The sequence below is a fragment of the Microbacterium galbinum genome, from assembly GCF_023091225.1.
Taxonomy (GTDB): Bacteria; Actinomycetota; Actinomycetes; order Actinomycetales; family Microbacteriaceae; genus Microbacterium; species Microbacterium galbinum.
Genome location: NZ_JAHWXM010000001.1, coordinates 1,066,693 through 1,092,185 on the forward strand (window position 1 = coordinate 1,066,693; position 25,493 = coordinate 1,092,185).

Consider the following 25,493-nt stretch of genomic DNA (forward strand, 5'->3'; position numbering starts at 1 on the left):
AGGCGAGGGATGGGGAGATGAACGGCAGTCGAGGTCACCCCTCGATTCTACCGGCGTCCACCCTGAGAAAGCCGGGAATCCTCCCCCGCACGACAACCCCCAGGGACGAGAGCAGATGACGGTCTTCGAAGCAGCCACCGGCCCCGGCGAGAACCCGCCGGCGGATGCCGTCTCGCCCCGCGATTCGACGGCGGATGCCCCGACCTCCGTCGCCCGGCTGAACGCCACCATCCGGGACTTCGTCGCGCGCTGGAACACGGTGTGGGTCGAGGGCGAGATCACCTCCTGGAACGTGCGCGGCGGCAACGTCTTCGCGCGCCTGAAGGACGTGCAGTCCGATGCGCAGATCTCGATCCGCGTGTGGTCGAGCGTTCGAGGGCGCATTCCCGCCGACCTCGGGATCGGGGATCACGTCGTCGCCGCCGTCAAGGCCGACTACTTCGTGAAGGCCGGCGACTTCAGCTTCACCGTCTCCTCGATGAAGCACGTGGGGCTGGGTGACCAGCTCGAGCGGCTCGAGAAGCTGCGCGCGCAGCTGCGTCAGGAAGGCCTCTTCGACCCCTCGCGCAAGAAGCGGCTGCCGTTCCTCCCGCACGTGATCGGACTCATCACGGGCGAGAGGTCCGACGCCGAGAAGGACGTGCACCGCAACGCCGAGCTGCGCTGGCCGCAGGTGCGCTTCCGCACCGAGTACGCGGCGGTGCAGGGCGAGCGCTGCGTTCCCGACACGCTGGCGGCCCTCGCCCGTCTCGACGCGGATCCCGACGTCGACGTCATCATCATCGCCCGGGGCGGCGGCGATCCGCAGACCCTCCTCGGCTTCAGCGACGAGCGCCTGGTGCGCGCCGTCGCCGCCGCCTCGACGCCGGTCGTGAGTGCGATCGGGCACGAGAACGACCACCCGCTGCTCGACGACGTCGCCGATCTGCGCGCGTCGACCCCGACGGATGCCGCGAAGCGGGTCGTGCCGGATGTCGGCGAGCAGCGCGCCCTGATCGGACAGCTGCGCTCCCGGGCGACCTCGCGGCTCACCCAGCGCCTGTCGCACGACATCGCGCAGCTCGAACAGCTGCGCTCGCGCCCCGTGCTCCGCTCCCCCGCCCCGATCATCGACTCCCGCGCGCAGGAGGTGTGGCTGCTGCTCTCGCGGGGTCGCGACACCCTCACCCGCGACCTCGATGCCGCCGGTCGCCGCACGAGCGAACTGCGGGCATCCCTGCGTGCGCTGTCACCGGCGGCGACGCTCGCGCGCGGCTACGCGATCGCGCATCTCGAGGGCGGTGTGATCCTGCGCGATGCGGCGGATGCCCCGGCCGGAAGCGCCCTGACCATCACGGTCGATCGGGGTTCGGTGGCCGCGCGGTCGGAGGGCGAGATCGCCGAGGCATCCTGATCGAGCGCGGCCCACGCCCGCTCACCGATCGCAACGGCACGCCGTAGGATGGAGGAGTGAGCGCGCTGAACGATACCCCTGTCGAGACGCTGACGTTCGAGGCCGCTCGTGACGAGCTGGTCACCGTGGTCGCCGAACTCGAACAGGGCGCGCCGACCCTCGAGCAGTCGCTGGCGCTCTGGGAGCGCGGTGAGGCCCTGGCGGCCCGCTGCGAGGAATGGCTCCTCGGCGCCAAGCGCCGACTCGACGCCGCCCGCGCCGCTGCCGACGACGGGGACGAGCGATGAACAAGCCCGCTCCCATCGTCGCGGAACTCGGACGCCCCGAGACCCCGGAGGAGACGGCCGCCCGCAAGGCCGCGTCGAGCAAGGCCTACCGGTCGAGCCAGACCGTGCGCAGTCTCATCGCCGCACTGCTGGCGACGCTCGCCGTGCTGGCCGTGATCATCTTCGCCGTCCCGCGCGGTGAGCCGGCATCCGCGCCGTCCGTCGATCTCACCGGCATCGCCGCCGACGTCGAGAACACGATGGACAGCGCGGTGATCGTGCCCGAACTCGGCGACTTCTGGCGGGTGAACGCGGCCGAGCTGCAGAGCGGTGCCACCGTCGTGTGGGACATCACGCTCGCCCCTGCCGCCCAGGACGAGCGCGGGTTCATCAAGGTCGCCCAGGCCTTCGACGCCGATTCCCGCTGGGCACCGCAGCGCCTCGAGGGGACGGCGCCCACCGACACCGTCACGATCGACGGCATCGAGTGGGACGTCTTCACCCCCGGCGACTCGGCCTCGAACATCTCCTACGCCCTCGGCACGCAGGCCGGTGACGACTACGTGCTGCTCTACGGCTCGCGGTCGGCCGATTCCACCGCCGAGCTGGCCGCCTCGCTCACCCCCCAGATCCGCACCCTCTCGGAGGCCTCATGACGCACGACCTGACCCCGGCCGCAGCCTGGAAGCAGATGCGCGACGGCAATCGCCGTTTCGTGAACGAGGAGCCGCGGCATCCGAATCAGGACGTCGCCCGCCGCAAGGGACTCGCCGAGGCCCAGAACCCGGTCGCCACCCTGTTCGGATGCTCGGACTCGCGTCTCGCCGCCGAGATCATCTTCGACCTCGGACTCGGCGACCTGTTCGTCGTGCGCAACGCCGGCCAGGTGATCGGCGAATCGATCGTCGCGAGCCTCGAGTACGCGGTGGCGGTGCTGAACGTGCCGCTCATCGTGGTTCTCGCCCACGACTCCTGCGGTGCCGTGCGCGCCGCGATCGACGGCACCGCGATCGACGCGGCACCCGTGCCCCCGCACATCTGGAAGCTGATCGCCCCGATCGTCCCGGCCGCGCGCAAGGTGCTCGCCGAGAGCGGCGGCACGACGGTCGCCGAGATCGATGCCGAACTCGTCGGCCAGGAGCACCTGCGCAACACCGTCGCCGACCTGCTGCAGTCGTCCGAGATCATCAGCAGCGCCGTCACCGAGGGCCGCCTGGGCATCGTCGGCGCCAACTACCGTCTGGCCGAGGGCACGGCCGTGCCCGTCATCACCGTGGGGATCGACCCCGAAACGCAGGAGGGTTCGGAATGACCGATACCGAGTACCGCATCGAGCACGACACCATGGGTGAAGTGCGGGTGCCCGTGAACGCGCTCTACGGGGCGCAGACGCAGCGCGCCGTCGAGAACTTCCCGATCTCGGGCAAGGGGCTGGAGTCGACGCAGATCGCAGCCCTCGCCCGCATCAAGAAGGCCGCCGCGCTCGCCAACAAGGAGCTCGGCACGCTCGACGGCGCCATCGCCGACGCCATCGCGCAGGCCGCCGACCAGGTCGCCGCCGGCTCCCACGACGGCGAGTTCCCGGTCGACACCTACCAGACCGGCTCGGGCACGTCGTCGAACATGAACATGAACGAGGTGCTCGCGACGCTGGCGACGCGCATCCTCGGCGCGGACGTTCACCCCAACGACCACGTCAACGCCTCGCAGTCGTCGAACGACGTCTTCCCGACCTCGGTGCACATCGCGGTGACCCAGGCGCTCATCGACACGCTCATCCCGTCGCTCGACCACCTCGCCGTGGCACTCGAGGCCAAGGCCGAGCTGTGGAAGGACGCGGTGAAGTCTGGTCGTACCCACCTCATGGATGCGACCCCGGTCACCCTCGGCCAGGAGTTCGGCGGCTACGCCCGTCAGGTGCGTCTCGGCATCGAGCGCGTGCAGTCGGCGCTCCCCCGCGTCGCGGAGGTCCCGCTCGGCGGCACCGCCACCGGCACCGGGATCAACACCCCGCTCGGCTTCCCGCAGAAGGTCATCGCACTGCTCGCGGCCGAGACCGAACTGCCGATCACCGAGGCGAAGGACCACTTCGAGGCCCAGGCCAACCGCGACGGTCTCGTCGAGGCATCCGGTGCCCTGCGCACGATCGCCGTCTCGCTGACCAAGATCAACAACGATCTGCGCTGGATGGGCTCCGGCCCGAACACGGGTCTCGGCGAGCTGCACATCCCCGATCTGCAGCCCGGTTCGTCGATCATGCCCGGCAAGGTCAACCCGGTCGTCCCGGAGGCCGTGCTGATGGTGTGCGCGCGCGTGATCGGCAACGACGCGACCGTCGCCTGGGCCGGAGCATCCGGTTCGTTCGAACTGAACGTCGCCATCCCCGTCATGGGTACGGCGCTCCTCGAGTCGATCCGTCTGCTCTCCAACGCCTCGCGCGTGCTGGCCGACAAGACGATCGACGGCCTGCAGGCGAACCTCGACCGCGCGGCCGCGTTCGCCGGTATGAGCCCGTCGATCGTGACGCCCTTGAACAAGCTGATCGGCTACGAGGCCGCCGCCAAGATCGCCAAGCACGCGGTCGCCCAGGGCATCACGGTGCGCGACGCCGTGATCGATCTCGGCTACGTCGAGCGCGGCGACCTGACCCTCGCGCAGCTCGACGAGAAGCTCGATCTGCTGTCGATGACGCACCCGGGCTGATCCGTCCGACCACGCAAGAACGCCGGTCCCTTTCGGGGCCGGCGTTCTTTGCCTTCTCGGATGAGACGGACCGTTAGCTCAGCTCACCGCCCTCGAGGAGTTCGGTGACCAGGGCCGCGATCGCGGAGCGCTCGGAGCGCATGAGCGTGACGTGCGCGAACAGGTCGTGTCCCTTCAGCGTTTCGATCACGCTGGCGATGCCGTCGTGGCGTCCGACGCGGAGGTTGTCGCGCTGACCGACGTCGTGCGTGAGGATGACCCGCGAGTTCTGACCCATGCGGCTGAGCACGGTGAGGAGCACATTGCGCTCGAGGGACTGGGCCTCGTCGACGATCACGAAGGCGTCGTGCAGCGAACGGCCACGGATGTGCGTGAGCGGCAGGACCTCGAGGATGCCGCGTTCGACGACTTCCTCCATCACATTGCCCGAGACCACCGAGCCGAGCGTGTCGAAGACCGCCTGACCCCAGGGCCCCATCTTCTCGCCCTGGTCGCCCGGGAGGTATCCGAGCTCCTGCCCGCCGACCGCGAACAGCGGACGGAAGACGATGATCTTCTTCTGCTGCTGCCGTTCCAGCACGGCCTCCAGCCCGGCGCAGAGCGCCAAGGCCGACTTGCCGGTACCCGCACGACCACCCAGCGAGACGATGCCGACGTCGGGGTCGGTGAGCAGGTCGATGGCGATCCGCTGCTCGGCCGAGCGCCCGTGCATCCCGAAGATGTCACGGTCGCCACGAACCAGCTTGTACTCGCCCTCCCCGGTCACCCGTCCGAGGGCGGAACCCCGCTCCGAGTGGATGATGAGGCCGGTGTTCACCGGAAGACCGCGGGCCTCCTCGCTGATGCCGACCTCGCTCTCGTACAGGTCGCTGATGTCGTCGCCCGAGAGGTTCAGGGTCGAGATGCCGGTCCAGCCGGAGTCGATCGCCTGCTCGGCGAGGTATTCCTCGGCTCGGAGCCCGAGCGACGCCGCCTTCACCCGCATCGGCAGGTCCTTCGAGACGATCGTGACGTCCTGGCCGTCCTGGGCGAGATGCATCGCGACCGACAGGATGCGGGTGTCGTTGTCGCTCAGGCGGATGCCCGCGGGGAGCACCGAGGAGTCGGTGTTGGCGAGCTCCACCCGGAGCGTGCCGCCCTCGCCGACCTCGACCGGGAAGTCGAGACGCCCGTGCTCGATGCGAAGGTCGTCGAGGTGCCGGAGCGCCTGTCGGGCGAAGTATCCGATCTCGGGGTCGTGGCGCTTGCCCTCGAGCTCGGTGATCACGACCACCGGGAGGACGACGGAGTGCTCGGCGAATCGGAAGAACGCCTGCGGATCGCTCAGCAGAACCGAGGTGTCGAGGACGTAGGTGCGGAGATCCTGATCCGGATCCGATGACGACGCCCGTCGATTCGACTGACGGGTGGACTGCTGCGCGGTGCTGGTGGACTGCTGCGCTGAACGTGTGGTCACGACCCACTCCCGACCCGGGGAATCCCGGCTATTCGAACGAGTCGACCAGGGGGTCACGAGTCGCTTGCCTGTGGCCGACCCGATCGGGCACCATGCCCGATGCCTTGAAGGTACGACCAGCCGCCGACTTTTCCTCGGCTCGACACGCCAGCGAAGTGTTACGCGATGGTGAACGTCTCGTTGCCGAATCCGGCGAGCGCGTCGTCGAGCATCCGGATGGTCTCGTCGTCGGTGCCGGCATGCGGGGCCACCCGTACCGCCGAACCACGAGCGGTCACCACGACACCGGCGTTGGCGAGTGCGGCCGCGAGGCGGGCAGGCTCCTCCGGCGCGAGGGCGACGATCCCCGCGCGCCGCTCACGCTCGCGCGGAGAGACGACCGTGATGCCGTGCCGGTCGGCGATCTCGATGACCGCGTCGACGCGGCCAGCGAGATGCTCCTCGATCGCCGCGATCCCGGCATCGCGCACGGTGCGCGCGCCGACGGCCAGGCGACCCGCCGCGAGCGTGTCGGGACCGCTGGTCGTGAAGGCGCGAGCGGATGCCGCGGGCGCAGGGCGCTCGTCGACCGCGAGCCCCTCCCCCTCGGTGCCGGTGATCCCGCTGAGCACCGGGGCGAGGCGCTCGCGCGCCAGATCCGAGAACCAGGCGAAGCCGGTCCCGCGCGCGGCGCGCAGCCACTTGTAACCGTGCCCCACGACGACGTCGGCGACGCGGAAGTCGGTGTCGACGATGCCGAAGGACTGCACGGCGTCGACGATGAGCAATCGGTCCGGGCCGATCACCTCCCGCAGCGCCGCGAGGTCGGCACGGTAGCCCGTGCGGAAGTCGACGTGGCTCACGGCGAGGGCGGTGACATCGTCGTCGAGCGCCTCCGCGACGGCATCCGGGGTCACACGGCCGTCGGCCGGGTCGATCCATCGCGGCACGACCGTGCCCTGCGAGAAGGCGGCCGCGCGATCGAGCGTCAGGCTGACGCTGGGGAACTCGGCGGTCGAGGCGATCACCGTGCCCCGTGCGCCGTAGAGCGCCTGGGCGAGTCCCTGGGTCGACGACGGCTGCACCGTCACGTCCTCGGCATCCGCCTGCAGGATGTCGGCGACGACCTCGCGCGCCTGGGTGACGCGCTCCGCGACGAGCGCGAGCGAGGCGGGGCGTCCGCTGCCGAGGAGGTCGGCGTCGGCGAAGACCTCCTCGCGCACCGATGGCGACAACGGTCCGAATGCGGCCCAGTTGAGATAACCGGGTTCGACGTCGAACGTGGCCAAGTAGTCGTGGATGGTGCTCACCGAGTAAGTCTGGCACGATGCCGGCACGGTGACGACTCCCTCTCGGGCGTCCCGTCACCGCCCGAAACGACGGTCCCGATCCGCGAAGTCGCGCATCGCCCGGAGGAAGTCGACCTCGCGCAGGTCCGGTCCGAGAGCCTCGACGAAGTAGAACTCGCTATGGGCGCTCTGCCACAGGAGGAAGTCGCTGAGGCGCTGCTCGCCGCTCGTGCGGATCACGAGGTCGGGATCCGGCTGTCCTCCGGTGTAGAGGTGCTCCCCGATCATCTCCGGCGTGAGTTGCGCCGCGAGGTCCTCCATCGTGCCGCCGGACGCCTCGTGCGTCACCAGGATGCTGCGCACGGCGTCGACGATCTCGTTCCGGCCGCCGTAGCCGACGGCCAGGTTGACGTGGAGTCCCGTGTGGTCCTTCGTGCGCTCCTCGGCATCGGCGAGGACCCGGGCGAGATCCGTCGGAAGGATGTCGGAGCGCCCGACGTGCTTGACGCGCCAGTTGCCCTCCCACGACAGGCCCTCGGCGAGATCGGCGATGATCTCGATCAGATCCGCCAGCTCGGCCGAGTCGCGCTTGAGGAGGTTGTCGCTCGAGAGCAGGTACAGCGAGACCACGCGGACGCCGAGTTCATCGCACCAACCGAGGAACTCGCGCATCTTGATCGCACCGGCACGGTGTCCGTGAGCGGCCGTGGCGTAGCCGAGCTGTCGTGCCCACCGACGGTTGCCGTCGATCATCATCGCGATGTGGTGCGGAACGGACGCCGGATCGAGGCGGCGGCGCAGCCGGTTGCTGTAGAGCCGGTACAGCGGCCCACGCCCCTGGTTATCCCCTGACATCACCTTCCTACGCTACAGCGTCCTCCCCCTCGCCGCCGGTGCGGATGCTGTGGACATGTACGGCCGGCGGAATGCCACCGCGCATAGAGTGTGCACGTGAGCACTCCCGAAGACTCCGGCCCCGACCTCCCTCAGCTGCCCCTCATGGAGGCTGCCGCAGCCGATGCCGTGATCGAGGTCAAGCCCTCGTGGCGCGGATGGGTCCACGCCGGTACCTTCCCCGTGGCGATCGCCGCGGGCGTCGTGCTCATCGTGCTCTCGGAGGGAGCGCCCGCCAAGTGGGCCGCCGCGGTGTTCATGGCGTCATCGTTGCTGCTCTTCGGCAACTCCGCCCTGTACCACCGCTTCAACTGGGGCCCGCGCACGAAGATCGTGCTCAAGCGCATCGATCACGCGAACATCCTGCTGCTGATCGCCGGCACCTACACGCCGCTCGCGACGCTCGCCCTCCCGCCGGAGAAGGGCACGCTGCTGCTCTTCCTGGTCTGGGGCGGCGCCCTGCTGGGGATCCTGTTCCGGGTGTTCTGGATCCACGCCCCACGATGGCTGTACGTCGCGCTCTACCTGCTGCTGGGCTGGGCCGCCGTGATGTACATCGTCGACCTGCTCAACGCGAACGTCGCCATGATGGTGCTCGTCATCGTGGGCGGACTGCTCTACACGGGCGGGGCGATCGTCTACGCGCTCAAGAAGCCGAACCCGTGGCCCGGGCACTTCGGCTTCCACGAGATCTTCCACGTGTGCACGGTGCTCGCATTCCTCTGCCACTGGACGGCGTGCCTGCTGATCGCCCTCGCACCGCTGTCGCCCTCGCTCGGCGTACCCGCCTGATCGGTCAGGCCGGGCGCGGACCGTCGTCTGCAGGATCGTCGTCGCCCTCGCGCACGATCGGCAGGTCGGCATCCGTCTCGGTCGCCTCGTCGGCGGCGCGGGCGGCCTCCTCGGCGTCGAGCTCGTCGCGCACCTCCTCGCGGTAGCGCACGCGGCGGATACGGCGGTTCATGTCCCAGATCAGCAGGATGACGGCGATCAGGACCACGACGATCGCCGCGAACCCGACGAAGCCGGGGGTGACGGACTCCGGGTCGACGGTCATCGTGGGCGTCGGCATCGGGGTCTCGGACAGAGCGAGCATGAATCGGCCTTTCGTACGCAGGTCGCATAACCTGTAATCACCAGCCTAACGATCGGGAGACCTGCAGCGTGACGACCCCAGAGCAGCTCGACGAACGGTACGGACGCACCCGCAGGCGCCGCGCCCCCTGGATCATCGCCGGAATCGTCGCGATCCTGCTCGTCGGCGGCTACGGGTGGGGCATCGTGGCGCAGTCGATGAACCAGGTCGATGCCGACGACCTGGGATACACGCTGGTCGACGAGCACAGCGTCGACGTGCGGTTCCAGATCACCGGCGTGCAGGGCAAGGACGTGGTCTGCATCGTCGAGGCCCTCGACGAGGAGTTCGGCGTGGTCGGGTGGAAGGTCGTCGAGATCCCCGCCGGCGACAGCCACGCGCAGGCCCTCGCCGCCACCATCCCGACCGTGGCCGAGGCCACGACAGGTTTGGTGAACACCTGCTGGGTCGCTTAGACTCGACGCAGAACGACGACGCCCTGGCAAGTGCCGGGGCGTCTTGGCATATCCCCCGCCGCGAGCGGGAGCGATACCGAAAGAAGGAGCTTCGTCATGTCCACGGACGCTCAGGTTCCCTTCCTCACGCAGGAAGCCTACGACCGGCTCGTCGCCGAGCTCGAGAACCTCTCCACCACGGGCCGCGACGAGATCGCGAAGCGCATCGAGGCCGCCCGCGAAGAGGGCGATCTCAAGGAGAACGGCGGCTACCACGCCGCGAAGGACGAGCAGGGCAAGCAGGAGGCGCGCATCCGCACGCTCGAGAACCTGCTCAAGACCGCCAAGGTCGGCGAGGCACCGGCCAGCCGCGGCGTCGTCGAGCCCGGCACGGTCGTCACGGCGCTCGTCGCCGGCGGCGAAGAGGTCTTCCTCCTCGGCAGCCGCGAGATCGCGGTCGGTAGCGACCTCGACGTGTACAGCGAGGCCAGCCCGCTCGGACAGGCCATCCTCGGCCTGAAGGTCGGCGAGAAGTCGTCGTACGAGGCTCCCAATGGGCGCTCGATCTCGGTCGAGATCGTCAACGTCGAGACGTACACCGGCTGACACCCCCTCACGCAGAACGCCCCTCGGCCCGCAGGCACGAGGGGCGTTCTGCGTTCGGCGTCAGTCCGGAACGACGATGGGCTCGAAACCCTCGCGGCGGAGCGTGTCGAGCGTGTGCTCGGAGTGCTCGGGTCCGCGGGTCTCGACGCTGAGTTCGAGGATCACGTCGCTGATCTGCAGACCGTGCCCGTGACGGGTGTGCATCGCCTCGATGACGTTCGCTCCCGCTTCCGCGATCAGCTCCGAGACGCGCGCGAGCTGGCCGGGACGATCCGGAAGGGGGATGCGGATGGTCAGGTAGCGGCCGGAGGCGGCGAGACCGTGCGAGACGACGCGCTGCAGCAGGAGCGGATCGATGTTCCCTCCCGACAGCACCGCCATCGTCGTGCCCGTCGCCTCGATCTTCCCCGACAGGATCGCGGCGACACCCGCCGCGCCCGCGGGCTCGACGACGACCTTCGCCTGCTCGAGGAGGATGAGGATCGCCCGGGCCAGATCGTCGTCGGAGACGGTCACGACCTCGTCGACGAGGTCCTTGATGATGTCGAACGGGATCGCCCCGGGACGGGCGACGAGGATGCCGTCGGCGATGGTCGGACGCGTCTCGATGTCGACCGGGTGGCCGGCTGCGAGCGACGGCGGCACGGCCGCGGCGTTCTCGGCCTGCACACCGATGATGCGCACCTCGCGGCCCAGTTCGGCGGCGCGCGCCTTGACCGCCGCGGCCACGCCGGCGATGAGCCCTCCCCCGCCGATGCCGAGCACGATCGTGTCGACCTCGGGGGCGTCGGCGAGCAGCTCGAGGCCGAGCGTGCCCTGGCCGATCACCACGTCGCGGTGGTCGAACGGCGGGATGAGCACGGCTCCGGTCCGCTCGGCGAACTCCGCTGCCAGTCGCAACGAGGTGGCGACGGTCTCGCCCTCGAGCACGACCTCGGCGCCGTAGCCGCGCGTGGCGAGCAGCTTGGGCACCGGCACGCCCAGCGGCATGAAGATCGTCGCCGGGATGCCCAGCGCTTGGGCGGCGAGCGCGACGCCCTGCGCGTGGTTGCCCGCGGACGCCGCGACCACGCCGCGAGAGCGCTCTTCGGCGCTCAGCCGCGACAGCCGGTAGGCCGCGCCGCGGATCTTGAAGGAGCCGGTGCGCTGCAGGTTCTCCATCTTCAGCAGCACCGGTGCGCCGAGGATGTCGGAAAGTGCGCGGGAGGGCAGCGTGGGCGTGTGCGAGATCACCTCAGCCAGACTCTGAGCTGCGTGCTCGAACTCGGTCAGGCTGGGGACTGCGCTCATCGATTTCTCCGTCTCCGCTGTCGCGGTACTGTGCTCCAGATCAGATCTGCATCTGGTTGGTCTCCGGTGCGCCACGACCCGGTGCTGACGGTCACGGCTGCCACGTTCACGAATGCGGCCAGCGGCACGGCGAACAGCGCGCCGGGGATGCCGCCGATCATGGATCCTCCGGCCACCACCAGCACGACCGCCAGGGGGTGCACCTTCACGGCGGACCCCATCAGGATCGGCTGCAGGACATGGCCCTCGAGCTGCTGGACCCCGAGCACGACGATGAGCATCGCGAGGGCGATCCACGGGCCGTTGTAGACGAGGGCGAGCAGCACCGCGATCGCGCCGGTCACGACGGCACCGACGATCGGGATGAAAGATCCGAGGAAGACGAGCACCGCGACGGGGAGGGCGAGGGGAACACCGAGAAGGGCCGCTCCGGTGCCGATGCCGACCGCGTCGATCGCGGCGACGAGCAGCTGCGTGCGTGCGTAGTTGACGATCGTCGACCAGCCGTTGTGGGCCGCGCTGTCGGCGGCGGGACGCGCCTTGCGCGGGAAGAGCCGGAGCGTCCACCGCCAGATCCCCGCTCCGTCGGCCAGCAGGCAGATGAGGATGAACAGCGACAGGACGGCGCCGGTCACGACGTGGGCGGCCGTGGTTCCGACGGCGAGAGCCCCGTTGAGGAGGAGCTGGGCCTGCTCGTTGACGAGTTCGAACGCCTGATCGATGTAGCCCTGGATCTGCTTCTCGGTCAGGTGCAGCGGACCGTCGAGGAGGAACTGCCGGAACTGCTCGACCGCGGCCCCCGTGCGCGCCTGCACGTCCGGGAGCTGGGCGCGGATCTGCCAGATCACGAGCCAGAGCAGGGTCGAGACGATCGCGATCGTGCCGAGGATCGAGATCGCGACGGCGAGCCACCGGGGGAACCGGTGCCGCAGCATCCACTCGAACGCGGGCCACAGCAGAGCGGTGATGAGGATGCCGACCATCAGCGGGATCACGAGCAGCTTGAGCTGGATGACGATCCAGATGAACCCCGCGACGACTGCGGCGATCAGGAGCAGACGCCACGCGTAGCCCGCCGTGATGCGCAACGGGAGGGGCACGGCCTCCTCCGCCTCGGTCGTCACCGTCCGGTCGGTCGAGACCGGGCGCGGACGCAGGAGATCCCTCAACCGCGGTCGCTGCTCGTCGCTCATCGCCCAAGTCTACGGCGATGCCGTATGCCGTCAGACGCATCCTTCGGCGGCCGGTCACGAGCCCGCGATGTCGGCGGCCGGGGCTACGCTTTCCGACGTGACCGAAACCCTCAGCCCCGCTCATGCGCGACGCATCGCCCTCGCCGCTCAGGGGTTCACACGTGCGCGCCCGAAAGGCGTCTCCTCGCGACACGTGCACCGGGCGATGGAGCGACTCGGTGTGCTGCAGATCGACTCCGTCAACGTCTTCGCCCGGTCGCACTACATGCCCCTGTTCTCCCGTTTGGGCGCCTACGAGCCGGCCCTCCTCGACCGCGTGTTCCTCTCACGCACCACTCACTACGTCGAGTACCTCGCCCACGAGGCGACGTTCATCCCGATCGAGGACTGGCCGCTCTGGCAGTTCCGGATGAACGACTTCCGCCGACGCTGGGCGGGCGACGAGTCCTGGATGAGCCAGAACGCGCGCACCCTGACCTGGGTGCAGGATGAATTGCGCGCCCGCGGCCCGCTGCGGCCGGTGGACCTGCGCGAAGATGCACCGCGCGAGCGAGGGACGTGGTGGGACTGGGACGACGTCAAACTCGCCCTCGAGCACCTCTGGCGCACGGGCGACGTGGCGATCAGCGGTCGCAAGGGATTCGAGCGCACCTACGCGCTTGCCGAGCACGTGATCCCCGCCGATGTGCGCGCCCGGACGATTCCCCGCTCCGATGCGATCCGCGAGCTCGTGCGCCGCGCCGCACGTTCGTCCGGCGTCGCGACGCAGTCCGATCTCGCCGACTACTACCGCATCCGCGACCGCGCTGCGGTCTCCCAGGCGATCGCCGATCTCTCGGATGCCGGGGAGCTCCTCCCCGTACGGGTTCGCGGATGGGAGCGCGGCGGGCGCCCCCTCCCCGCCTGGCGGCATCGGGACAGCGTCCTGCCCCGCGCCCTCGGGAGCGCCGCTCTGCTCACCCCGTTCGATCCCGTCGTGTGGTTCCGCGATCGAGCGCTGCGCACCTTCGACCTCGACTACCGCATCGAGATCTACGTCCCGGCCGAGAAACGTCGCTACGGCTACTACTCGTTGCCCGTGCTCGTCGGCGACCGCATCGTGGCCCGCGTCGATCTCAAGGCCGACCGTTCCACGTCCACGCTGCAGGTGCAGTCGGCCTGGTGGGAGCCGCAGGCTCGACCCGAAGACGCCGAACCGATCGCCCGCGAACTCGCTCTCGCCGCCGCCTGGCAGCGGCTCGAGCACGTATCGGTGTCGGGCTGGGGCGACGCGTCCGACGCGATCCACGGAGCGCTGCACGCCCTCGGCGGCGACGTTCGCCGGCACGTTCACGCTCGGGAGGCTGACGGATGACCGAGCGCAGTACGACGGATCCGCACCCGAGCCCACGACGCAGGAGCACTCGGCCCTGGGTATGGCTCGTCGCCGCGATCGTCGCCGTGCTCCTCGTCGGTGCGGGCATCGTGATCTGGCAGGCGCAGTCGCGGGCGGGCTCGGCCGACGAGGCCGCGCACGCGTATCTCCGGGCGCTCGAGTCCGGCGACGCCGCGGCGGTGCAGGCCACCGGGATCGACGTCTCGGACGAGGCGCTCCAGGCGTTCGACGGCGCGCATTCGCTCGTCTCCGAGGCCACCGTGGTCTCGGTGGAGGAGATGGGATCAAGCGCGGTGGCGCACGTGTCGTTCGTGCTGGGTGATGCCGAGCACGACGCCGACCTCGCTCTCACCCGTTCCGACGGTCGGTGGGTCCCGGACGGATCGGGTCTCGCCGAGGTGACGGTCTCGACCTCGGCGGGTACGGCCGTTGCGATCGAAGGCACGGTGCTCGATGCCTCCGAGGCGCTCTTCCTCGTCCCCGCCGTCTACACGATCGCGGCCGCGCCGACCGCGTACCTGTCGGGGTCGACCGACGTCGTGGCGCTTCCGGGCGCGGCCGACGACGTCGAGGTCGAGACGTCGCTGCGGCCCGAGGCGACGGAAGCGGCGCAGCAGCGACTCGACGAGCTCCTCGAGGCATGCGCGGCGGAAACGGCCCTCCCAGCCGACGGCTGCGGCATCCGCATCCCCTGGGGCACCGAGTTCCGCACGGTCGACGACGTCGCATTCCGCATCGACACGATGCCGACCGTGATGCTCGCCGACGACGGCGCGAGCTTCACCGCGAGCGGGGGGGAGCTCGTGGCGACCCTCACCGGCACCGCCCGCGACGGCGGTTCGCGCACGACCACCTATCGCAGCGAGGACTGGGCGGTGCGGGGAGACGTGACGTTCGCCGGAAACGAGATGACCCTCACCGTGTGGTGAGGGTCATTCACGAAAGCGGGATGCGGAACGCGATCAGAACTGGACGCGCGGCGGCTCGGAGATCGCTCCGCTGTCAGCGACCTCGAAGAACTCGCGCTCGGTGAATCCCAGGCCCTTGGCGAAGAGGTTGTTCGGGAAAACCTTGATCTTGGTGTTGAGCTCGCGCACACCGCCGTTGTAGAACCGGCGCGCAGCCTGGATCTTGTCTTCGGTGTCGACGAGAGCCTGCTGCACCTGGAGGAAGTTCGTGCTGGCCTGCAGCTGCGGGTACGCCTCGGCGACGGCGAACAGGCTGCGCAATGCCTGCTGCAGGTGGCCCTCGGCGATGCCGGCCGCACCGGGCCCGCTCGCGGAGAGCGTCTCGGCGCGCGCACGGGTCACGTTCTCGAAGACGGCCTTCTCGTGCGAGGCATAGCCCTTGACGGTCTCGATGAGGTTGGGGATGAGGTCGGCTCGACGCTTGAGCTGGACGGTGATGCCGCTCCATGCCTCATCGACGCGGACGTTCAACTGAACCAGCGAGTTGTACGTGGCCCACAGATAGATGCCGACCAGCAGAATCACGCCGACGATGATCAGTACCGGCACGAGCCATTCCATCAGAGGCCCACCCTTCCTCGTGTTTCTCTCATCCTATCCACCGCGCCTGCACGTGGACTGGGCATGACGCGTCTCGGACCTGTGAATGCGTTCAGGCTCCGAGAACGCGATCGAGATACCGATTGCGGAAGAGCCGATCGGGGTCGAGCCGGTCGCGCAGCGCGACGAAATCGTCGAATCGGGGATACCGCTCACGCAGCTGATCGGCGTTCAGTGTGTGCAGCTTCCCCCAGTGCGGCCGCCCGCCGTGCTCGTGCATGATCTGCTCGACCGCCTCGAAGTACTCCGTGGGGTCGGCCCGCCAGTAGCGGTGCACGGCGATGTAGGCGCTGGCTCTCCCGTAGGCCGTCGACAACCAGCGGTCGTCCTCCGCCGCGAACCGCACCTCGAGCGGAAACTCGATGCGCCATCCGCGCTGGGCGATCAGCGCCTGCACGGCGCGGAACACCGGAACGATCCGCTCCGCCGGCACGGCGTACTCCATCTCGCGGAAGCGCACGTTGCGCGACTGCGTGAGCACCCGGTGCGAGCGGTCGGTGTACTCCCGATCGCCCGTGAGCTTGACGGCGAGGCGGCTGAACGGGGGCGTGACCGCGGGCACCACCTGGCCCGCGGCGCACACCGCGCGGTAGACGCCGTTCGAGAGCAGCGACTCGTCGACCCACTTGCCGAAGAGAGGGAGCGGCTTGCGCACTGCCGACTCGTCGAGACGGGTCTGCCGCTTCGTGAGCGCGACGTCGGTGTGCGGGAACCAGTAGAACTCGAAGTGATCCGATGCCGCCGCGCGATCGTGGAGCGTCGCGAGCACATCTGCGAGCGGGGCGGGCGCATCGACGGCGTGCAGTACGAAGGCGGGAACGCACTGCAGCGTCACCTCGACGAGGATCCCGAGGGCTCCGAGTCCGAGAGCGACGGCCGGAAGCAGACCGCTGTTCTGCTCGTCGTCGACCCGGAGGAACTCGCCCGCGGCGGTCACCAGTGTGACGCCGACGACCTGCGTTGCGAGTCCCCCGAAACCGGTACCCGTGCCGTGCGTTCCCGTGGAGATAGCCCCGGAGATCGACTGCCGGTCGATGTCGCCCAGGTTCTCCATCGCGAGGCCGAACGGGGCGAGCAGACCGGGGATGCGGTGCAGACGAGTGCCGGCGAGCAGGGTCACGCGGCCGGTCGTGGCGTCCGCCGACACCAGGCCCTGCAGATCGTCGAGCTCGAGCAGCACGCCCGGGGCGACCGCGATCCCGGTGAAACTGTGCCCGGCGCCGACGGCCTTGATCGTCAGCCCCTGCGAGGCGGCGGCCACGACGGCGCGCTGCACCCCTTCGGGCGTGCGCGGGCGCTCGACACGGACGGGCTTGACGGATGCCGACCGCCCCCAGTTCTGCCAGGTGCCGCCGATTCTCGTCACAGGAACGCCCTTCCTTCGCCGCGATAGGTGGGCAGCTCGTCGACGATCTCGTCGCCCGAGACGAGCTGATAGCGATCGATGCGCTCCGCCGGTTCGCCGCTCTTCGCGTGCCGGAACCAGACGCGGTCGCCGACACCGAGCAAGGCGGCAGCCGGGCCCTGCAACGGCGTCTGCACCTCGCCCGCGGCTTCGCGCGGCAGGGTGCGCAGACCCTCCGGCCACACCGGTCGGGGCTGACGGGAGGCGACGGGCGGACCCGACGCGATCCATCCCCCGCCGAGAACGGTGGCGATGTCGGCGGCGGGGCGTCGCACGACGTCGAACGCGAACGCGGATGCCGGAGCGGGTCGGAACGAGCGGTACCCGTCGAAGAGGTGGCCTCCGAGAAGACCGCTCCCGGCGCTCGCCTCGGTGAGCGATTCGTCACTCGCCGTGAACTCGAGCGAACCCGTGCCGCCGCCGTTGAGGAAGTCGAGATGGGCGACCTCGGCGACCGCCGAGACGATGGCGGCCCGCCGCTCCCGCAGCTCGGCCCGGGAACGCGCCTGGACGAGACGGATGAGCGGAGCATCCGACCCTGCGTCGTCGCCCTGCCCAGCGATCTGGGCGTCGTACATCTGCAAACCGACCAGCCGGAACCCGGGGCGTGCCGCCACTTCGCGGGCGAACGCCGCGACCTCACCCGCACTGAAGAGGGCCGAGCGGCGAACCCCGATGTGACCGAGCAGGGCCGAGCGCCACGACGCATCGACGTCGATCGCGACGCGGACCTCCGGCCGACGACCGGGACCGGCGACGCTGTCGATGAAATCGAGGTGCGCAGGGTCATCGACCATCAGGGTGACGCGCCGGGCCGCCTGCTCGTCGGCGAAGAGTCGCGCGAGTGCGACCCGGTCGACCGTGGGATAGCCGATGACGATGTCGTCGTGCGTCTCGGCCAGCCACAGCGCCTCGGCGAGCGTGAAGGCGAGGATGCCCCGGTAGCCCGGAAGAGCCAGCACCGCGTCGAGCACGGCGCGCACGCGCACCGACTTCGACGCGACCCGGATCGGCAGACCCCCCGCGCGGACGAGCATGTCCATCGCGTTGTAGCGGAGCGCGTCGCGATCGATCACGGCCACGGGGGCCGGCAGATGCGCGGTCGCGGCCGACAGGCGCGGCCAGTACCTCGCGGGGTCCTCCCACTCGGGAGACACCCCGGTGCGGTGCGGATCGGGGCTCAGTTCGGCTGTGAGGTCGAGCACTCCCCCACCCTACGGCTTCTCGGACTCAGGGTCACGGATCGCGGGACCGGATCGCACGCGAAGGCTTCGATAGGCTGGCCACGACGAGGCCCCCGTAGCCCAATGGCAGAGGCAGGCGACTTAAAATCGCTTCAGTCTGGGTTCGAGTCCCAGCGGGGGCACTCCTCGTGGTCGCGGATCACCGCCCGAAGAGATCGCGGATGTCGGGAAGCCCGAGCTCCCCGAGCTCGTCGCCCCAGCCGCTCGCCGTCTCGCCCAGCCCGCTGACCGCCTCGCCGGCCGAACCGACGACGCCCTCGGCCGCGCCCGCGAAGCCTTCGACGTCGATGCCCGCTGCGATCGCCTCGAGGTCGACGCCCTCGGCGAGAGCCGTGAAGTCGACGCCCAGGCTCGCCGCCTGGTCGAGCAGCGGGCCGGCGACGGTGCTGAGCACCGCCCCGCCCGCGACCGCCCCGAGCACACCGACCGCTGCGCCACCGACGGCACCCGCCGCGCCGAGCCCGCGTCCGCCGCCGCGCACGCGCGAGAGCAGCCCCCGCATCCGTCCGGGCTTCGCCGCCTCGGCGCGGCCGGCCGCCCGGGCGAGGTTGTCGGCCGACGCGGACGCCGGGCGCTCGTGCGGAGGGAGCTCCGCGCGCATGCGGTCCTCGATCTGCGCACGCTGCGCCGGCGTGAGGCGCTCGAACGCCTCACGGTGCATCTGCTCGATGCGCTGCGGGTCGGCGGTCTGCATCAGGTAGTCGTAGCGCGCGATCGCCGCACGGTCGGCATCGGAGGCCGCGGCGCCGGCGCGCGGAGCGGCGGCATACGCTCCCGGCGCGGGCGGCGGCGAGTAGGGGTCGTGGCCGCGCGCCGGCTGTCGCGGAGCCGCGGTCTGCGGCGCGGCCTGATCCCGGCGGCGATCACCGGAGTCGAGGTCGAGCGCCTGCGTGGCCATTCCGATGAGGCGGGAGAGCTTTCCCATGATGCGATTCCTTCGGGTCGTGTGCGGACGACCACGGGAACCACGACGGGAGGAGACGAGGGATCCACGGCTGTCCGCGACGGCGGACGCCAGGTCTCCTCCACCCCGGACGGGGCCGGTGGGCCGGGACACATCGACATGTCCGTAATGACGACACCACCGCAGACGGGAGTACTCCCCTTGCATGCCCGAGAGTAGCGATCGCACCTATGAGCCCCGTGCGAATACTGGCTGACGCACGAACGCCCCGACTCCGGGCGGGAGTCGGGGCGTTCGATGACGCGGATTACTTCGCTGCGGCGGGCTCGGCGGCCTTCTCGGCAGCCGGCTTCTTCGCGGCGGGCTTCTTGGCCGGAGCCTTCTTCGCCGGAGCCTTGTCGGCCGGAGCCTTGTCAGCCGGAGCCTTCTCGCCCTTCTCGGCTGCGGCATCCGTCTTGGCCGGAGCCGTCTCGGCGGCGGGCGCTGCGGCCGGAGCGGCCGGACGCGGACGAGCGGCGAACTCTTCGAAGACATAGCGCGGGTTCTGCACGGTCTGCAGGTTCACGATGTCGCGGCCGAGCCACAGGTTGTTCCACCAGCCCCACAGCACGCGCCACTTGCGCTCCCACGTCGGCATCGCGAGCCCGTGGTAGCCACGGTGCGCGACCCAGGCGACGAAGCCCTTGAGCGCGATCTTCCCGGACTGGAACACACCGTTGTAGAGGCCGAGACCGGCGACGGCACCCAGGTTCTTGTGGAAGTACTCCTTGGGGTCCTCACCACGGAGGACGGCCACGAGGTTCTTCGCGAGCAGCTTGGCCTGACGCACGGCGTGCTGCGCGTTCGGCACGCAGAAGCCGCCGACGCCACCGCCCGAGAGGTCGGGGACGGCCGAGACGTCACCGGCGGCCCAGGCGCCCTCGACGAAGGCCTCCGGGGTTCCGACGCGCAGGTCAGCGCGGGTCTGGATGCGGCCGCGCTCCTCGACGGGCAGGTCGCCGCCGCGCACGACGGTCGGGTTCGCCATGACACCGGCGGTCCAGACGATCACGTCGGTCGGAATGACCTCACCGGTCGACAGCTCGACGTTGCCGTCGACCGCGCTCGTGAGCTGCGTGTCGAGGTGCACGTTGGCGCCGCGCTTGGCGAGGTCCTTGAGCACCCACTCGCTGGTCGGCAGCGAGACCTCGGGCATGATGCGGCCCATCGCCTCGATGAGGTGGAAGTGGGTGTCCTCGAAGCTCAGCTGCGGGTACTTGCCGACGAGGGACGAGGCGAGCGAGCGCAGCTCGGCGAACACCTCGATGCCGGCGAACCCGCCACCGACGACGACGACGGTCAGCAGGCGGTCGCGCTCGGGGCCGGCGGGCAGCGACGCGGCCTTGTCGAAGTTCGACATGACGCGGTCGCGGATCGCGACGGCCTCTTCGATCGTCTTGAGGCCGATCGCGTTGTCGGCGATGCCCGGGATCGGGAACGTGCGCGACACGGCCCCGGCGGTGACGACGATCTGGTCGTAGGCGAACTCGTACGGCTCACCCGACGGCGGCGTGATCGTGGCGACCTTCTCGGCGTGGTTGATGTTCGTCACCTTGGCGGTGATCACGTTCGTGCGCTTGAGGTGGCGACGGTGCGCGACGACCGAGTGACGCGCCTCGATCGAACCTGCAGCGACCTCGGGCAGGAACGGCTGGTACGTCATGTACGGCAGCGGGTCGACCATGGTGACGTCGGCTTCGCCCTTGCGCAGGTGCTTCTCGAGCTTCCATGCGCTGTAGAAGCCTGCGTAGCCTCCACCGACGATCAGAATCTTGGGCACAGTGCTGTTCTGAGGCACAGGGGGACAACTCCTCGGAGTCAGGAATGTGGCGTACGTCGAACGCGCGCCGATCGGATGCGCCGGGCAGCTGCGGTGACGCCAAGCCCCACCAGGATACCAGGGACTGTGAGTGCGACGAGCGGCAGGGTACCGTAGCGCAGTGAATCCGCGCTGGGAAGGAGCGGGGAACCCGGTTCGGTCGGTGCGTCGGCGGCGGGGAGCGGGGGAACCTCCACCGGCGTCGCCTCGGGTTCCGGCTCGGGGTCGGCCGCCGCGGCCCGGCGATAGAGCCGCACCCACTCGGCGAGATCTCCCATCGGGTTCTTGTCGACCGAGGGGAGATCGGCCGAGATCGCCGCCGCGGCATCCACGAGTCCGTATCCGTAGAGCGGATCGGGGACCTCGGTGACACCGGGCACCGGGATCGCGGTCTTGATGATGCGGTTGATCACGTCGATGGCCTGGATGTCGGGGTGGGCCGACCGGATCAGCGCGGCGATGCCCGCCACGATCGGTGCCGCGCCGCTGGTGCCGTTCCAGGAGGCGAGCTTGCCGTCGGCCGAGATGCCCAGCAGCCCCTCGCTCGGCGCCGAGATGCCGATCGTGATGCCCTGCGTCGACGCCTCGACGCTGGCCGTGCCGGTCTGGTCGACGCCGCCGACCGTGAGCACGCCCGGGATGGTCGCGGGAGCGCCGATGATGCTCGTGCCGCTCCCCCGGTTGCCGGCGGCGACCACCACCACGACATCGTGGTCGAAGGCGTAGAGGAACGCGTCGTCCCAGCTCTCGTCCCAGTCGAGCGTGTTCGTGGTGAAGGAGAGGTTGATCACGTCGGCGCCGTGATCGACCGCCCAGCGCATCGCCTCGGCGACCTGCTCGCTGAAGGGCACGGCGGCCGCGGCCCCGAAGCCGACCGATATCGACAGGAGATTCGCTTCGGGGGCGACCCCGATCATGCCCGTGCCGTCGGCGGCACCTCGGGCGGCCGCGAGCGACGCGACCCAGGAGCCGTGGTTGCCGTCGACCGCGCCCAACGCGGTGCGGCCGTCGGGCGATCCGGTTCCCGACACGTCGGTGCCGCCGATGACCGCGTCGCCGAAGGCCTCGGGCACCTTGCCGATGCCGGTGTCGATCACCGCGATCGTGACGCCTTCTCCACGCGTCGTCTGCCAGGCTTCGCGAATCCGTGCGCCGTCGAGCCAGTACTCCTGCGCCCGCACCGGATCGGAGGGATCGTCGGGCACGGGACCGGTGCCCGGCCCCGGAGTCGGAGTGGGGGTCGCCGTCGCGCCCAGGAGCAAGACGGACACCGCCACCAGCGCCGCCGCGGCGGTGGTGCGCAGCGTCCGCCGGACCGTCACGCCGACGGATCCGTCTCGTCGCGGAGCGCCGCTCCGGGCGCATCGCAGCGGCACACCTCGGGCGACCAGCTCGAGCGGGCGAGGGCGAGATCGCCGATCGGGTTGACTCCCGGGCCTGCCGCGAGCGCGTGCCCGGCCAGTGCGTGCAGGCACTTCACGCGCGTCGGCATTCCCCCGGCGGAGATCCCGTCGATCTCGGCGACCTCGCCGAACTGCGCACGGTCGGCGAGATACGCCCGGTGCGCGGCGAGGTAGCCGGCGGCCACGTCGTCATCGGTCTCGAGGAGCGCGGCGAGCTCGGGCATCACCTGCGTGGCCTCGAGCGTCGACATCGCGGCCGTCGCCGCCGGATGCGTCAGGTAGTAGAAAGTCGGGAACGGGGTTCCGTCGGGCAGGCGGGGCGTCGTGGAGACGACCGTCGGGTTGCCGCAGGCGCAGCGCGCGGCGATGCCGACGACTCCGCGGACGGGGCGCCCGAGCTGGGCCGTCACGACGGCGAGCTCGGCGGCGGTGGGCGCGGGGAAAGGCGGCGTGGTCACCCCACCAGCGTAGGGGAGGCTGCCGAGAGGATGCTCGGAGCGCCGGTCACTGCGCGACGGCGGCGGTGTCGCTCAGACCGCTCGACACCAGGGTGCGCAGGAGTTGCGGCATCCAGTCGGCCGGCTTCTCCTCGAGCGTGTCGCTCACCGGCTCCTGCTCGCGCGGGAGGTCGGTGGCGTCGAGGTCGTTGTCGATGAGGAAGACGACCTCGCCGGGCTTGACGTAGTAGAGGCGCTCACGCGCCTGCGTCGTGATGTACGCCGGGTCGTCCCAGCGTTCGCGCTCCTGCTCGAGTTCGGCGATCTGCTCCTCGCTGACCTGCACCGAAGCCTCGAGGGCAGCGATCTTCTGCCGCTGGTCGATGAACGTGCCGAGCGTCGGCACGAGCACCCAGGCACCCAGCACCACGAGCGACAGCATGATGACCGAGAACGCCGAGAGACGGATGCCGGCGGCCCACTCCCGCACGTCGACCTTCGCCTCGGCCCCGCGACGACGGCGCGACGCGGGCGTGGTCACGGAAGCCTTTCCGGATGCCGTCGCGGACTGCCCCGGAGACGCCGAAGGAGGAGCCGGTCGTCGTACCACGGCTCCTCCTTCGTCAATGTCTCAGCTGCGATCAGCCCTGGTAGCGCGGGAACGCCGAGCGGCCGGCGAAGACCGCCGCATCGCCCAGTTCCTCTTCGATGCGCAGAAGCTGATTGTACTTCGCGACGCGCTCGCTGCGAGCAGGCGCACCCGCCTTGATCTGACCCGCGTTCGTCGCGACGACCAGGTCGGCGATCGTGGTGTCCTCGGTCTCGCCCGAACGGTGCGAGAGCATCGCCGTGTAGCCCGAGCGCTGCGCGAGGCTGACCGCGTCGAACGTCTCGGTGAGCGTTCCGATCTGGTTGACCTTGACCAGCAGCGAGTTGGCGACACCGCGCTTGATGCCGTCGGCGAGACGGGCAGGGTTCGTCACGAACAGGTCATCGCCGACGAGCTGCACCTTCGAGCCGAGCGCCTCGGTGAGGTGCTTCCAGTTGTCCCAGTCGTCCTCGGCGAGGGCGTCCTCGATCGTGACGATCGGGAAGTCGTTGACGAGGCCGACGTAGTACTCGGTGAGCGCCTCGGCGTCCCAGTCCTTGTTGTCGAGGCGGTAGACGCCGTCGGTGAAGAACTCGGTCGCGGCGACGTCGAGGCCGAGCGCGATGTCGCGGCCCGGCGTGAAGCCGGCCTTCTCGATCGCCTTGACGAGGAAGTCGAGGCCCTCGCGGTTGCTGGGCAGGTCGGGGGCGAAGCCGCCCTCGTCGCCGAGGCCCGTCGCGTAGCCGGCGGCCTTCAGCTCGCTGCGCAGCACGTGGTAGGTCTCGACGCCCCAGCGCAGGGACTCCGAGTAAGTCTCGGCACCGATCGGCGCGAGGAAGAACTCCTGCATGTCGATGCCGTTGTCGGCGTGCTCGCCACCGTTGATGACGTTGAACAGCGGGACGGGCAGGACATGAGCGTTCGGTCCGCCGAGGTAGCGGAACAGCGGCAGGTCGGCCGAGTCGGCGGCGGCCTTCGCCACGGCGAGACTGACGCCGAGGATGGCGTTCGCGCCGACGCGCTTCTTGTTCTCGGTGCCGTCGACCTCGATGAGGATCTCGTCGACGATGCGCTGCTCGCTCGCCTCGACACCCTCGAGGGCCGGGCCGAGCTCGTCGATGATGGCCTCGACGGCCTTCAGCACGCCCTTGCCGCCGTAGCGGCTCTTGTCTCCGTCGCGCAGCTCGTACGCCTCGAACGCACCCGTGGAGGCACCGGAGGGAACGGCGGCACGCTGGACGATGCCGTCGTCGAGGAGCACCTCCACCTCGACGGTCGGGTTTCCGCGCGAGTCGAGAATCTCACGTGCGCCTACAGCCTCGATCAGTGCCACTGATGTGCTCCTTGTTCAGGGGGAAGAGTGATGTGGAGCGTCTTCGATCCGTCGCCCAGTCTAGCCCGCCCCCTCCGACGCCTCGAAGCCCTCCCGGGGCGAACAGCAGCCGAACGTCAGACGACCAGGGCGACCGCCACGCCGTCCCAACCCTTGATGCCGACGGTCTGCAGCGCGGTCGCGTCGAATCGCGGATCGGTTCCGAGCATCCGCAGTCCGTCGCGCGTGCCGATCACCTTCGGATCGGTCGAGTCCGCGCGCACGATCTCGCCCTCGCGGCCGATGTTGTCGAGCACGATCACGGTGCCGGGATGACCGAGCTTCGCCGCCCAGTCGAGGTAGATCGTGTTCGACTCCTTGTCGGCGTCGATGAAGACGAGGTCGAACCCGCCGACGAGGGTCGGCAGGACGTCCGCGCCGCGGCCGATCCGGATGTCGACCTGCTCCCCCACCCCGGCGGCGTCGATGCTCGCCCGCGCGACGGCCGCATTCGCCGCCTCGGCCTCGACGGTCACGACGCGCCCCTCGGGACCGACCGCTCGTGCCAACCAGATCGTCGAATACCCGCCGAGCGTGCCGATCTCGAGCACCCGGCGCGCACCGCTGATGCGGGCGAGGAGATGCAGGAGCTTGCCGCCGACCGGCGCGACCTCGATCTCGGGGAGGCCCGCCGCGCGCTGCGCGGCGAGCGCGGCCTCCAGGGCATCGTCGTGCCCGACGAGGGTGTCGGCGAGGTAGACGTCGGCGTCCGACCAGGTCTGCGGTGTGGATTCCATGG

The 25,493-nt window shown here is 70.0% G+C and carries 26 protein-coding genes and 1 tRNA gene; 11 read left to right on the plus strand and 16 right to left on the minus strand.

From position 1 onward, the window contains the following. Nucleotides 1-115 precede the first annotated feature (115 nt). From xseA to KZC52_RS05295, 5 genes are read left to right on the plus strand one after another with little or no spacing between them, the layout of a single operon-like run. Nucleotides 116-1,393 (plus strand): exodeoxyribonuclease VII large subunit, encoded by a 1,278-nt coding sequence (gene xseA, locus KZC52_RS05275; protein WP_247623008.1) that lies wholly within the window; start codon nt 116-118, stop codon nt 1,391-1,393. A 56-nt stretch (nt 1,394-1,449) separates the two neighbouring features. Further along, complete coding sequence (locus KZC52_RS05280) at nt 1,450-1,680, plus strand: exodeoxyribonuclease VII small subunit (protein WP_247623009.1); 231 nt, start codon at nt 1,450-1,452, stop codon at nt 1,678-1,680. Beyond that, nucleotides 1,677-2,315 carry a DUF4245 family protein gene (locus KZC52_RS05285; protein WP_247623010.1) on the plus strand — a complete coding sequence of 213 codons (639 nt, stop codon included), beginning with the start codon at nt 1,677-1,679 and terminating at the stop codon, nt 2,313-2,315. Before KZC52_RS05280 ends, KZC52_RS05285 begins: the two co-directional genes overlap by 4 nt. Next, on the plus strand, nt 2,312-2,971 hold the full coding sequence (locus tag KZC52_RS05290; protein ID WP_247623011.1) for a carbonic anhydrase: 660 nt from the start codon (nt 2,312-2,314) through the stop codon (nt 2,969-2,971). The genes KZC52_RS05285 and KZC52_RS05290 overlap by 4 nt, the downstream gene beginning before the upstream one ends. Beyond that, nucleotides 2,968-4,362, plus strand: coding sequence for a class II fumarate hydratase (locus KZC52_RS05295; RefSeq protein ID WP_247623012.1), 1,395 nt, complete (start codon nt 2,968-2,970; stop codon nt 4,360-4,362). The genes KZC52_RS05290 and KZC52_RS05295 overlap by 4 nt, the downstream gene beginning before the upstream one ends. A gap of 73 nt (nt 4,363-4,435) precedes the next feature. Here the strand turns inward: KZC52_RS05295 and phoH2 are convergent, their stop codons facing one another. From phoH2 to KZC52_RS05310, 3 genes are all read right to left on the minus strand, one after another. Beyond that, nucleotides 4,436-5,818 carry an RNA 5'-3' helicase PhoH2 gene (gene phoH2, locus KZC52_RS05300; protein ID WP_282185340.1) on the minus strand — a complete coding sequence of 461 codons (1,383 nt, stop codon included), beginning with the start codon at nt 5,816-5,818 and terminating at the stop codon, nt 4,436-4,438. Between the two features lie 158 nt (nt 5,819-5,976). Next, a complete protein-coding gene (locus KZC52_RS05305; protein ID WP_247623013.1) occupies nt 5,977-7,107 on the minus strand; it encodes an aminotransferase class V-fold PLP-dependent enzyme in 1,131 nt (376 codons plus the stop codon). A gap of 54 nt (nt 7,108-7,161) precedes the next feature. After that, nucleotides 7,162-7,941 (minus strand): isoprenyl transferase, encoded by a 780-nt coding sequence (locus tag KZC52_RS05310; RefSeq protein WP_247623014.1) that lies wholly within the window; start codon nt 7,939-7,941, stop codon nt 7,162-7,164. 144 nt (nt 7,942-8,085) lie between these two features. Between KZC52_RS05310 and trhA the strand changes: the two genes are divergently transcribed. Further along, the gene (gene trhA / locus KZC52_RS05315; RefSeq protein ID WP_247624710.1) at nt 8,086-8,772 is read left to right on the plus strand and encodes a PAQR family membrane homeostasis protein TrhA; all 687 of its coding nucleotides are present in this window, start codon (nt 8,086-8,088) and stop codon (nt 8,770-8,772) included. Nucleotides 8,773-8,776: 4 nt separating this feature from the next. Here trhA and KZC52_RS05320 read toward each other — a convergent pair whose 3' ends face one another. After that, complete coding sequence (locus KZC52_RS05320) at nt 8,777-9,076, minus strand: hypothetical protein (RefSeq protein WP_247623015.1); 300 nt, start codon at nt 9,074-9,076, stop codon at nt 8,777-8,779. A 68-nt stretch (nt 9,077-9,144) separates the two neighbouring features. On the opposite strand from KZC52_RS05320, the gene KZC52_RS05325 reads away from it, so the two are divergent. Both KZC52_RS05325 and greA read left to right on the plus strand, forming a co-directional pair. Next, the gene (locus KZC52_RS05325; protein ID WP_247623016.1) at nt 9,145-9,531 is read left to right on the plus strand and encodes a DUF4307 domain-containing protein; all 387 of its coding nucleotides are present in this window, start codon (nt 9,145-9,147) and stop codon (nt 9,529-9,531) included. Between the two features lie 96 nt (nt 9,532-9,627). Further along, nucleotides 9,628-10,116, plus strand: a complete 489-nt coding sequence (gene greA / locus KZC52_RS05330) for a transcription elongation factor GreA (protein WP_247623017.1) — start codon at nt 9,628-9,630, stop codon at nt 10,114-10,116. 60 nt (nt 10,117-10,176) lie between these two features. Here greA and ilvA read toward each other — a convergent pair whose 3' ends face one another. Together ilvA and KZC52_RS05340 are read right to left on the minus strand one after the other, a co-directional pair. Then, entirely contained in the window at nt 10,177-11,406 is a 1,230-nt protein-coding gene (gene ilvA / locus KZC52_RS05335) for a threonine ammonia-lyase (protein WP_247623018.1), read from the minus strand. Next, nucleotides 11,403-12,599, minus strand: coding sequence for an AI-2E family transporter (locus KZC52_RS05340; RefSeq protein ID WP_247623019.1), 1,197 nt, complete (start codon nt 12,597-12,599; stop codon nt 11,403-11,405). Before KZC52_RS05340 ends, ilvA begins: the two co-directional genes overlap by 4 nt. 97 nt (nt 12,600-12,696) lie before the next feature. Here KZC52_RS05340 and KZC52_RS05345 point away from each other — a divergent pair, with 97 nt between their 5' ends. Both KZC52_RS05345 and KZC52_RS05350 read left to right on the plus strand, forming a co-directional pair. After that, on the plus strand, nt 12,697-13,953 hold the full coding sequence (locus tag KZC52_RS05345) for a winged helix-turn-helix domain-containing protein (protein ID WP_247623020.1): 1,257 nt from the start codon (nt 12,697-12,699) through the stop codon (nt 13,951-13,953). Beyond that, nucleotides 13,950-14,903, plus strand: coding sequence for a hypothetical protein (locus KZC52_RS05350; protein ID WP_247623021.1), 954 nt, complete (start codon nt 13,950-13,952; stop codon nt 14,901-14,903). Before KZC52_RS05345 ends, KZC52_RS05350 begins: the two co-directional genes overlap by 4 nt. A 33-nt stretch (nt 14,904-14,936) precedes the next feature. Here the strand turns inward: KZC52_RS05350 and KZC52_RS05355 are convergent, their stop codons facing one another. The 3 genes from KZC52_RS05355 to KZC52_RS05365 form a co-directional block, all read right to left on the minus strand. Beyond that, nucleotides 14,937-15,503: a LemA family protein gene (locus KZC52_RS05355; protein ID WP_247623022.1), complete on the minus strand. Its 567-nt coding sequence runs from the start codon at nt 15,501-15,503 to the stop codon at nt 14,937-14,939. 91 nt (nt 15,504-15,594) lie between these two features. Beyond that, entirely contained in the window at nt 15,595-16,908 is a 1,314-nt protein-coding gene (locus tag KZC52_RS05360) for a D-arabinono-1,4-lactone oxidase (RefSeq protein WP_247623023.1), read from the minus strand. Then, the gene (locus KZC52_RS05365) at nt 16,905-18,152 is read right to left on the minus strand and encodes an alanine racemase (RefSeq protein ID WP_247623024.1); all 1,248 of its coding nucleotides are present in this window, start codon (nt 18,150-18,152) and stop codon (nt 16,905-16,907) included. The genes KZC52_RS05360 and KZC52_RS05365 overlap by 4 nt, the downstream gene beginning before the upstream one ends. A gap of 88 nt (nt 18,153-18,240) precedes the next feature. Here KZC52_RS05365 and KZC52_RS05370 point away from each other — a divergent pair. Next, nucleotides 18,241-18,313: transfer RNA gene (locus tag KZC52_RS05370), tRNA-Leu, on the plus strand. Between the two features lie 17 nt (nt 18,314-18,330). Here KZC52_RS05370 and KZC52_RS05375 read toward each other — a convergent pair. The 7 genes from KZC52_RS05375 to KZC52_RS05405 form a co-directional block, all read right to left on the minus strand. Then, nucleotides 18,331-19,116 (minus strand): cation-transporting ATPase, encoded by a 786-nt coding sequence (locus KZC52_RS05375; RefSeq protein ID WP_247623025.1) that lies wholly within the window; start codon nt 19,114-19,116, stop codon nt 18,331-18,333. Between the two features lie 286 nt (nt 19,117-19,402). After that, nucleotides 19,403-20,914, minus strand: coding sequence for an NAD(P)/FAD-dependent oxidoreductase (locus KZC52_RS05380; protein ID WP_247623026.1), 1,512 nt, complete (start codon nt 20,912-20,914; stop codon nt 19,403-19,405). Nucleotides 20,915-20,952: 38 nt separating this feature from the next. Further along, a complete protein-coding gene (locus KZC52_RS05385) occupies nt 20,953-22,275 on the minus strand; it encodes a S8 family serine peptidase (protein ID WP_247623027.1) in 1,323 nt (440 codons plus the stop codon). Further along, complete coding sequence (locus KZC52_RS05390; protein WP_247623028.1) at nt 22,272-22,814, minus strand: DUF501 domain-containing protein; 543 nt, start codon at nt 22,812-22,814, stop codon at nt 22,272-22,274. Before KZC52_RS05390 ends, KZC52_RS05385 begins: the two co-directional genes overlap by 4 nt. 46 nt (nt 22,815-22,860) lie before the next feature. Continuing rightward, a complete protein-coding gene (locus KZC52_RS05395) occupies nt 22,861-23,334 on the minus strand; it encodes an FtsB family cell division protein (RefSeq protein ID WP_247623029.1) in 474 nt (157 codons plus the stop codon). A gap of 100 nt (nt 23,335-23,434) precedes the next feature. Continuing rightward, entirely contained in the window at nt 23,435-24,715 is a 1,281-nt protein-coding gene (eno, locus tag KZC52_RS05400; RefSeq protein ID WP_247623030.1) for a phosphopyruvate hydratase, read from the minus strand. Nucleotides 24,716-24,831: 116 nt separating this feature from the next. After that, complete coding sequence (locus tag KZC52_RS05405; RefSeq protein WP_247623031.1) at nt 24,832-25,491, minus strand: O-methyltransferase; 660 nt, start codon at nt 25,489-25,491, stop codon at nt 24,832-24,834. Between the last annotated feature and the right edge of the window lie 2 nt (nt 25,492-25,493).

Coding starts and splice junctions, on each gene's coding strand:
- KZC52_RS05310 (WP_247623014.1), bottom strand. CDS start 7,941: ATGTCAGGGGATAACCAGGGGCGTGGGCCGCTGTACCGGCTCTACAGC.
- xseA (WP_247623008.1), top strand. CDS start 116: ATGACGGTCTTCGAAGCAGCCACCGGCCCCGGCGAGAACCCGCCGGCG.
- KZC52_RS05375 (WP_247623025.1), bottom strand. CDS start 19,116: ATGGGAAAGCTCTCCCGCCTCATCGGAATGGCCACGCAGGCGCTCGAC.
- KZC52_RS05355 (WP_247623022.1), bottom strand. CDS start 15,503: ATGGAATGGCTCGTGCCGGTACTGATCATCGTCGGCGTGATTCTGCTG.
- KZC52_RS05290 (WP_247623011.1), top strand. CDS start 2,312: ATGACGCACGACCTGACCCCGGCCGCAGCCTGGAAGCAGATGCGCGAC.
- trhA (WP_247624710.1), top strand. CDS start 8,086: ATGGAGGCTGCCGCAGCCGATGCCGTGATCGAGGTCAAGCCCTCGTGG.
- greA (WP_247623017.1), top strand. CDS start 9,628: ATGTCCACGGACGCTCAGGTTCCCTTCCTCACGCAGGAAGCCTACGAC.
- ilvA (WP_247623018.1), bottom strand. CDS start 11,406: ATGAGCGCAGTCCCCAGCCTGACCGAGTTCGAGCACGCAGCTCAGAGT.
- KZC52_RS05295 (WP_247623012.1), top strand. CDS start 2,968: ATGACCGATACCGAGTACCGCATCGAGCACGACACCATGGGTGAAGTG.
- KZC52_RS05320 (WP_247623015.1), bottom strand. CDS start 9,076: ATGCTCGCTCTGTCCGAGACCCCGATGCCGACGCCCACGATGACCGTC.
- KZC52_RS05285 (WP_247623010.1), top strand. CDS start 1,677: ATGAACAAGCCCGCTCCCATCGTCGCGGAACTCGGACGCCCCGAGACC.
- KZC52_RS05350 (WP_247623021.1), top strand. CDS start 13,950: ATGACCGAGCGCAGTACGACGGATCCGCACCCGAGCCCACGACGCAGG.
- KZC52_RS05340 (WP_247623019.1), bottom strand. CDS start 12,599: ATGAGCGACGAGCAGCGACCGCGGTTGAGGGATCTCCTGCGTCCGCGC.
- KZC52_RS05405 (WP_247623031.1), bottom strand. CDS start 25,491: ATGGAATCCACACCGCAGACCTGGTCGGACGCCGACGTCTACCTCGCC.